Annotated in this window: 8 protein-coding genes; all 8 read right to left on the bottom strand. The window is 64.5% G+C overall.

All coding sequences use genetic code 11. From position 1 onward, the window contains the following. The coding region (locus tag KH616_RS17885; protein ID WP_292248886.1) for a PfkB family carbohydrate kinase at positions 1-565 on the bottom strand (565 nt) is incomplete at its 3' end. A 7-nt stretch (positions 566-572) separates the two neighbouring features. Next, positions 573-1,973: a UDP-glucose/GDP-mannose dehydrogenase family protein gene (locus tag KH616_RS17880; protein ID WP_292248884.1), complete on the bottom strand. Its 1,401-nt coding sequence runs from the start codon at positions 1,971-1,973 to the stop codon at positions 573-575. A gap of 92 nt (positions 1,974-2,065) precedes the next feature. Next, a complete protein-coding gene (lapB, locus tag KH616_RS17875; protein ID WP_292248881.1) occupies positions 2,066-3,238 on the bottom strand; it encodes a lipopolysaccharide assembly protein LapB in 1,173 nt (390 codons plus the stop codon). Positions 3,239-3,296: 58 nt separating this feature from the next. Then, positions 3,297-3,590, bottom strand: coding sequence for a lipopolysaccharide assembly LapA domain-containing protein (locus tag KH616_RS17870; protein WP_292248889.1), 294 nt, complete (start codon positions 3,588-3,590; stop codon positions 3,297-3,299). Between the two features lie 349 nt (positions 3,591-3,939). After that, entirely contained in the window at positions 3,940-4,263 is a 324-nt protein-coding gene (locus tag KH616_RS17865) for an integration host factor subunit beta (protein WP_292248879.1), read from the bottom strand. A gap of 22 nt (positions 4,264-4,285) precedes the next feature. Next, positions 4,286-5,998, bottom strand: coding sequence for a 30S ribosomal protein S1 (gene rpsA / locus KH616_RS17860; RefSeq protein WP_292248876.1), 1,713 nt, complete (start codon positions 5,996-5,998; stop codon positions 4,286-4,288). A 142-nt stretch (positions 5,999-6,140) separates the two neighbouring features. Beyond that, the gene (gene cmk, locus KH616_RS17855) at positions 6,141-6,827 is read right to left on the bottom strand and encodes a (d)CMP kinase (protein WP_292248873.1); all 687 of its coding nucleotides are present in this window, start codon (positions 6,825-6,827) and stop codon (positions 6,141-6,143) included. A gap of 13 nt (positions 6,828-6,840) precedes the next feature. Continuing rightward, positions 6,841-8,041 (bottom strand): 3-phosphoshikimate 1-carboxyvinyltransferase (gene aroA, locus KH616_RS17850; protein WP_292248870.1); only part of this gene is annotated, 1,201 nt, incomplete at its 5' end.

The following is an 8,041-nucleotide window of genomic DNA, read 5'->3' as shown; positions in this document are numbered from 1 at the left end:
CGTCGCCCTTCGGATCGACGAGCACCGGCTTGCCGGCCGCGCGCGCGTTCGCGATCATCGTCGTCACGTGCGTCAGGCCGCCCTTCGCGTAATCCGACATCAGGATCACGTCGTGTTGCGGCAGCAGCGCGTCGAAGCGCGCGAGCCCGGCGAGCAGCACTTCGTGCGTCGGCATCGCCTCGAAATCGGCACGCAGCAGCTGCTGCTGGCGCGCGAGCACGCGCAGCTTGATCGTGGTCGGCAACGCGGGGTCGCGCTCCAGATACGGCAGCACGCCGCTGCTCCCGAGCAGCTCGACGATCCGCTCGCCCGGCTCGTCGCAGCCGACGACGCACAACAGCCCGGCCTGGGCGCCGAGCGTTACTGCGTTGCGCGCGACGTTCGCCGCGCCGCCGAGACGCTCTTCCTGGCGCTGCACGTGCACGACCGGCACCGGCGCCTCCGGCGAGATGCGATCGACATTGCCGAACCAGTAGCGATCGAGCATCACGTCGCCCACGACCAGCACGCGCGAGCGCGCAATCTGTTCGCGCGGCACCGGACCGACTTCGCGGGGGGTACTCATGATGCGCTTATCCACGGGAAAGGGTCTGAGGATCGACATGGGGACGCCCGATCGCGTAATAGTCGATGCCGAGTTCGGCCATCGCATCCGGCTCGTACAGGTTGCGCCCGTCGAAGATCACCGACGATTTCAGTTCGGCCTTGAGACGGTTGAAATCGGGGCTCCGGAATTCCTTCCACTCGGTGACGATCACGAGTGCGTCTGCGCCGATGACCGCCGTGTCCTGCGTGTCGACGAAATGCAGACGCGACAGCGCGTCCGGAGTCGCGCCGAGATCCATCGCGAACACGCGTCGCGCCTCGTCGATCGCGACCGGATCGTAGGCACGCACCGTCGCGCCGCGTTCGAGCAGCGCGGCGATCAGCCGGCGGCTCGGCGCCTCGCGCATGTCGTCGGTGTTCGGCTTGAACGCGAGGCCCCAGACCGCGAATTCGAGGCCTGCCAGATCCGCACCGAAGTGGCGCTCGATCTTGCCGAGCAGCACATTCTTCTGCGCGTGGTTCGCCTCCTCAACGGCCTCGAGAATACGAAGCGGCTGCCCGTTCTCGCTCGCGGTGCGGATCAGCGCCTGCACGTCCTTCGGGAAGCACGAGCCGCCGTAGCCGACGCCCGCGTACAGGAAGTGATAGCCGATGCGCGGATCGGAGCCGATCCCGCGCCGCACCGCCTCGATGTCCGCGCCGACCTTGTCGGCCAGATTCGACATCTCGTTCATGAACGAGATGCGGGTTGCGAGCATCGCGTTCGCCGCATACTTCGCGAACTCCGCCGAGCGCACGTCCATGTAGATCGTGCGCTCGTGATTGCGGTTAAACGGCGCGTACAGCTTCTTCATCTTCTCGCGGGCGATCGTGCCGGTCGCGTCGTCGTCGACGCCGATGATGATCCGGTCCGGCCGCATGAAATCCTCGACCGCCGCGCCTTCCTTCAGGAACTCGGGGTTCGAGACCACCGAGAAGCCGTGCGCGACGCTGCCCGCGAGGCCGCGCGCGGCAAGCGCTTCGTCGACCACGCCGCGCACGCGCTGCGCGGTGCCGACCGGCACGGTCGACTTGTCGACGATCACCTTGAAGCCCGTCATGTAGCGGCCGATGTTGCGCGCCGCCTCGAGCACGTATTGCAGGTCGGCAGAGCCGTCCTCGTCGGGCGGCGTGCCGACCGCGATGAACTGGATCTCGCCATGCGCGACGCTCGCCTCGACGTCGGTCGAGAAGTGCAGGCGTCCCGCCGCACGGTTGCGCGCGATGATGTCCAGCAGGCCGGGTTCGTGAATCGGCATGCCGCCGTCGTTCAGGATGTCGATCTTGCGCTGATCGACGTCGAGACAGAACACGTCATGACCGATTTCGGCGAGACATGCGCCCGTGACGAGACCGACGTAACCGGTGCCGATGATGGTGATTTTCATAGATGTTCCGGTGAAGTTTCCCGGTGATTGACTAACTTGGCTGCCGGACATGGCCCGGCAGCGCCGCGCCTGCCGCGCTCCGTCGTCCGGAATCAGCTCGGGACGGCGGGTTCGACGCGGCGCGGCGCATAGGTTTCCCAGCCGCTGCATCCGGGGCATTGCCAGTAAAAGAGCCGTGCCCGGAAACCGCAATTCTGGCACGTATACCGTGGCAGATTCTTGGTGCGCTGCCTGATCAGCGCGCGCATCATTTCCAGTTCCTTGCGACGCGGCTCGTCGGCTGTCGCGATCTGCGCGTCGAGCAGATGCAGCATGCCCGACAGGTTCGGCGATTTCTCCATCTCCGCACGCGCGAGCGCGTGCGCCGCTTCCTGCCCGCGCAGCCCGGCGATGTGCCGGTACGCGATATCGAGGAGGTCATTCGACGGATAGCGGTCGACGTAGTCCATCAGCAGCGCGGCGCCCTCGGCCATCCGGTCGAGCGCGGCATACGACTTCATCAGCTTGTCGGCAACGAGCGGCAGGTAAGCCGGATTCTGAGCCTCGACACGCTTCCAGTAGTCGATCGCGGCCGCATGATCGCCCGCCGCGGCCGCCGCATCGCCGGACAGGATCGTCGCGCGCACGTTCTGCGGATTGGCGACGAGCGCAAGGCGCAACTGTTCGGTGGCGGCCGCCGCGTCCTTGCGCTGCAGCGCGTCCTGCGCGAGCTCGCAATGGAACTGCGCGATCTCGGTGTCGAGCGAGCCCGCCCCCATCGCTTCGATACGCTTGGCGGTGGCGATCGACTTGTTCCAGTCCTTCTCGATCTCGTAGATCGTCAGCAGCGCGCGCTGCGCGCCAAGCGCGTAGTCGCCGTCGGCGAGCTTGTGGAACGCCTCTTCCGCGCGATCGAGCAGCCCTGCCTTCAGGAAGTCCTGACCGAGCTCGTACAGCGCGTGATCGCGCTCGTTGACCGGCAAATCGGTGCGGCTCAGCAGGTTCTGATGCACACGGATCGCACGGTCCGTCTCGCCGCGACGGCGAAACAGGTTGCCGAGCGCGAAGTGCAGTTCGACCGTTTCGGGGTCGAGCTTGGCGACCTCGATAAAGGCGTCGATCGCCTTGTCCGGCTGCTCGTTCAGCAGAAAATTCAGGCCGCGGAAATACGAGCGCGGCAGGTTCGCGCTCTCCGACAGGAGATTCTTCAGGTCATAGCGTGATGTCGCCCAACCGAACGCGAAAGCGACCGGAATCGCGAGCAACCACCAGAAATCCAGATCCATGCGAAATATCGAAGCGGAAACGAAAACCGCGCGGCAGTGGCGCGGCTCCCAAAGTCTTTCAAATGACCGGCGGCATCGGCGGTTGGTCGATGACGGCCGGGGTTTCGCGCGCCGTGCGCAGATCGCGCTTCAGGCGCCCGTTCTCGAGCCGCATGCGAAAGATCGCAGGCAACGCGGACAACAATCCGGCAATCAGTCCGACGCCGAAAAATGCGAGGCCGATCAGGATCAGCGGCGCTTGCCAGCTGTACCCGGCCACGAAATTCAGCGTCGCGGTTTGCGTATTGGCCAATGCCAGCACCAGCAGCAGCACGAACACCAATACACGGATCAGCCAGACGATGAATTTCATGAAGCCCCCTCTTTGAATGCGGTTACACCGTGGCGCGCGATGCCATTTCGCCACGCCAAATCGACCCGTATTGTAAAGGATGCGTTTGTGCATCACCGCATCCGATATTGCACGTCCGCTCGGGACGCCTCCGATCCGCCAGAAAAACTGGTCGGATCTCGCGGATCGCGTGACGTCGGCCCGGATACGTCAGACCCTGTCGCGTCGCATCGAGCCGCGTCAGGCCGGGCCGCATCAGATATGCCGTCGCAGGCCGCGCACGCGACAGGCGCGCCCAGAAAAAAAGCGCCCACGAGGGGCGCTTTTCTTCAGCCTGTGCCGGATGGGTTCCAGGCATGCCGCACGACGCTTACTGATCGCCGTCCGGTTCGTCAGCCTTCAACGGTTCGCCGGCCCGGCCATCCACGCGTTCACGCAATTCCTTGCCGGGCTTGAAGTGCGGCACGAACTTCTCGGGCACCTGCACCTTTTCCCCCGACTTCGGGTTGCGTCCGACGCGCGCCGGACGACGGTTGAGACCGAAGCTGCCGAAACCCCGAATTTCAATGCGATGCCCTTTGGACAGTGCATCGGACATCGCATCAAGCATCGTTTTCACCGCGAAATCCGCATCCTTGAGGACAAGTTGCGGAAATCGCGATGCCAGCTGCGCGACCAACTCGGATTTGGTCATACTTCAGCAGACCTCGTAAGGCTTACTGGTTCTGGCCGTCGAGCTTGGCCTTCAGCAGTGCGCCGAGGTTGGTCGTACCGGTCGCGGCAGCGCTGGAGTCCGATTGCAGGCCGCGGATCGCTTCCTGCTGTTCGGCCGAATCCTTCGCCTTGATCGACAGGTTGATGCCGCGCGACTTGCGATCGATGTTGATCACCATCGCGTTGACCTTGTCGCCTTCCTTCAGCACGTTGCGCGCATCTTCGACGCGATCCTGCGAGATTTCCGAAGCACGCAGGTAGCCTTCGATGTCGCCCGTCAGCGCAATGACAGCACCCTTCGCGTCGACCGACTTCACGACGCCGTCGACGATCGAACCCTTGTCGTTCATCGCGACGTAGTTGCTGAACGGATCGCCTTCGAGCTGCTTGATGCCCAGCGAGATGCGTTCCTTGTCGACGTCGATGCCAAGCACGATTGCCTCGACTTCGTCGCCCTTCTTGTACTTGCGAACCGCTTCTTCGCCCGCTTCGCTCCACGACAGATCCGACAGGTGGACCAGGCCGTCGATGCCGCCCGGCAGACCGATGAACACGCCGAAGTCGGTGATCGACTTGATTGCGCCCGTGATCTTGTCGCCCTTCTTGAAGTTGCGGCTGAAGTCATCCCACGGATTCGGCTTGCACTGCTTCATGCCGAGGCTGATACGACGACGGTCTTCGTCGATCTCGAGAACCATGACTTCGACTTCGTCGCCCAGCTGGACAACCTTCGACGGAGCGACGTTCTTGTTCGTCCAGTCCATTTCCGACACGTGGACGAGGCCTTCGATGCCCGATTCCACTTCGACGAATGCGCCGTAGTCGGTGATGTTCGTGACCTTGCCGAACAGGCGCGTGCCCGACGGGTAGCGGCGCGAGATGCCTTCCCACGGATCGTCGCCCAGTTGCTTGATGCCCAGCGAGACGCGGTTCTTCTCTTGGTCGAACTTGAGGATCTTCGCGGTGACTTCCTGGCCAACCGACAGGACTTCGCTCGGGTGACGCACACGGCGCCATGCGATGTCGGTGATGTGCAGCAGGCCGTCGATGCCGCCCAGATCCACGAACGCGCCGTAGTCGGTGATGTTCTTGACCACGCCGTTGACGATCGCGCCTTCCTTCAGCGTTTCGAGCAGCTTCGCGCGCTCTTCGCCCTGGGTCGCTTCGATCACTGCGCGGCGCGACAGCACGACGTTGTTACGCTTGCGGTCGAGCTTGATGACGCGGAATTCGAGGGTCTTGCCTTCGTACGGGGTCGTGTCCTTGACCGGACGCGTATCGACCAGCGAACCCGGCAGGAACGCGCGGATGCCGTTGACCATCACGGTCATGCCGCCCTTCACCTTGCCGGTGATCGTGCCGGTGACGAGTTCGTTGTTGTCGAGTGCCTTTTCCAGCGACAGCCACGATGCAAGGCGCTTCGCCTTGTCGCGCGACAGGATCGTGTCGCCGTAGCCGTTTTCGAGTGCGTCGATCGCGACGGACACGAAATCGCCCGACTGCACCTCAACCTCGCCCTGATCGTTCAGGAATTCCTCGATCGGAATGTAAGCCTCGGACTTGAGGCCGGCATTGACGACCACGAAGTTGTGGTCGACGCGCACGACTTCGGCGGAGATCACTTCGCCGGCGCGCATGTCTTGACGGGTCAGCGACTCTTCGAACAGAGCCGCAAAGGATTCGGTATTCGGGTTGGAGGTTTGCAGGTCGGACATAAAAATCTGAGTGTGCGTGGTTTCGCTGTGCCACGCCGACCGGAATGGTCGGCTGAAAGAGCCAGATCGAAGGCCACACGGGGTTAAGGGTTCAACACACGCTCCACGCTCGCGGCGCGGAGCACCTACCGCACCCGCCTTCTCAGGCGGGCTGGCCAAGCTCGCGGTACCACTGCAACACCTGATCGACCGCCTGGTCGACCGAGAGCGCCGAGGTATCGAGCAGCTTGGCGTCTGCCGCAGGCTTCAGCGGCGCGGCCGCGCGGTTGCTGTCGCGCGCATCGCGTTCACGAAGATCCTGGAGCAAGTTCTCAATATTAGCAGAAAAACCTTTTTGCATCAATTGCTTATGCCGTCGGGTCGCGCGCGCCTCGACGCTGGCCGTCAGGAACACCTTCAGCACTGCGTCCGGGAAGATCACCGTGCCCATGTCGCGGCCGTCCGCAATGAGGCCCGGCGTCTTGCGGAACGCCCGCTGGCGGGCGACGAGCGTGGCCCGCACCGGCGCGTGCACCGCAATCGCCGACGCGCGGTTGCCGACTTCCTCGGCACGAATCTCGTTCGACACGTCGACGCCGTCGAGTTGCGCGCAACCTTCACGAAACGTGATGTGCAGATCGTCGATCAGCTTCACGAGCGCGTCGACATCCTCCGCCGCGATGTCGTAGCGGATGCTCGCCAGCGCCGAAAGGCGGTACAACGCGCCGCTGTCGAGCAGGTGAAAGCCGAGATGGGCCGCCACCAGCGCCGCAACGGTGCCCTTGCCGGAGGCGGTCGGGCCGTCGATCGTGATGACGGGGGTCGGGTGAAAGGGTCGGGTCGATTTCATCGGGAATACAGGGTCAGGCCTTGGCGAGTGCTTCGAAGCGCTCGAAATAGTCGGGGAACGTCTTGCCGACGCACTTCGGATCGTTGATGCGCACCGGCACGCCGCCCAGGCTCACGAGCGAGAAGCACATCGCCATCCGGTGGTCGTCGTAGGTGTCGATCGCCGCGTTCGGCGTCAGCTGTTCAGGCGGCGTGACGACGAGATAGTCCGGCCCTTCCTGGACGGTCGCGCCGACCTTGCGCAGCTCGGTCGCCATCGCGGCGATGCGGTCGGTCTCCTTCACGCGCCAGCTGGCAATGTTGCGCAGCGTGCTGGTGCCGTCGGCGAACAGCGCGGCGACCGCGATCGTCATCGCCGCGTCGGGGATCAGGTTGAAATCCATGTCGATCGGCGCGAGCCTGCCGTGGTCGTGGCCGATGCCGCGCACCTCGATCCAGTCGTCGCCCATCGTCACGTTGGCGCCCATCTGCATCAGCGCGTTCGCGAAGCCGACATCGCCCTGGATGCTCGCGCGCCCCACGCCCTCGACACGCAGCGGGCCGCCGCCCAGCGCGCCGGCCGCGAGGAAGTAGGACGCCGACGACGCGTCGCCCTCCACCATGATCCGGCCCGGCGAGCGGTAGCGCGTGCCGGCCGGCACGACGAAGCGCTGCCAGCCTTCGCGCTCGACGGTGACGCCGAAACGCGCCATCAGCTTGATCGTGATGTCGATGTACGGCTTGGAGATCAGATCGCCATCGACCTCGACGACGACCTGCCCGTCATTCGCCCTGACGAGCGGCAACGCCATCAGGAGCGCGGTCAGGAACTGGCTCGACACGTCGCCTCGCACCTTGATCGGCGCGTCCACGGCGATCGCCGCGGGCCGGATGCGCAGCGGCGGGAAGCCGTCGTTCAGCTCGTAGTCGATCTGCGCGCCGATCTGGCGCAGCCCGTCGACGAGATCGCCGATCGGCCGTTCATGCATGCGCGGCACGCCATGGATGCGATAGTCGCCGCCATTGACCGCGAGCGCCGCCGTCAACGGACGCACCGCCGTGCCGGCGTTGCCGAGGAACAGATCGGCCGTCTTCGCGGTGAACGCGCCGCGCGTCCCGGTGACGACACAGGTGTCGCCGTCGCGCACAAGCTTCACGCCGAGCTTGCCGAGCGCATCGAGCATCACGCGCGTGTCGTCGGAATCGAGCAGGTTGGTGATCGTCGTTTCGCCTTCG

Origin of the sequence: Burkholderia sp. (assembly GCF_018375725.1) — a bacterium.
Taxonomy (GTDB): domain Bacteria; phylum Pseudomonadota; class Gammaproteobacteria; order Burkholderiales; family Burkholderiaceae; genus Burkholderia.
The sequence above is the reverse complement of the archived record's forward strand: the minus strand, read 5'-3'. Positions and strand labels throughout refer to the sequence as shown.

Coding starts and splice junctions, on each gene's coding strand:
- KH616_RS17865 (WP_292248879.1), bottom strand. CDS start 4,263: ATGACCAAATCCGAGTTGGTCGCGCAGCTGGCATCGCGATTTCCGCAA.
- KH616_RS17870 (WP_292248889.1), bottom strand. CDS start 3,590: ATGAAATTCATCGTCTGGCTGATCCGTGTATTGGTGTTCGTGCTGCTG.
- cmk (WP_292248873.1), bottom strand. CDS start 6,827: ATGAAATCGACCCGACCCTTTCACCCGACCCCCGTCATCACGATCGAC.
- KH616_RS17880 (WP_292248884.1), bottom strand. CDS start 1,973: ATGAAAATCACCATCATCGGCACCGGTTACGTCGGTCTCGTCACGGGC.
- lapB (WP_292248881.1), bottom strand. CDS start 3,238: ATGGATCTGGATTTCTGGTGGTTGCTCGCGATTCCGGTCGCTTTCGCG.
- rpsA (WP_292248876.1), bottom strand. CDS start 5,998: ATGTCCGACCTGCAAACCTCCAACCCGAATACCGAATCCTTTGCGGCT.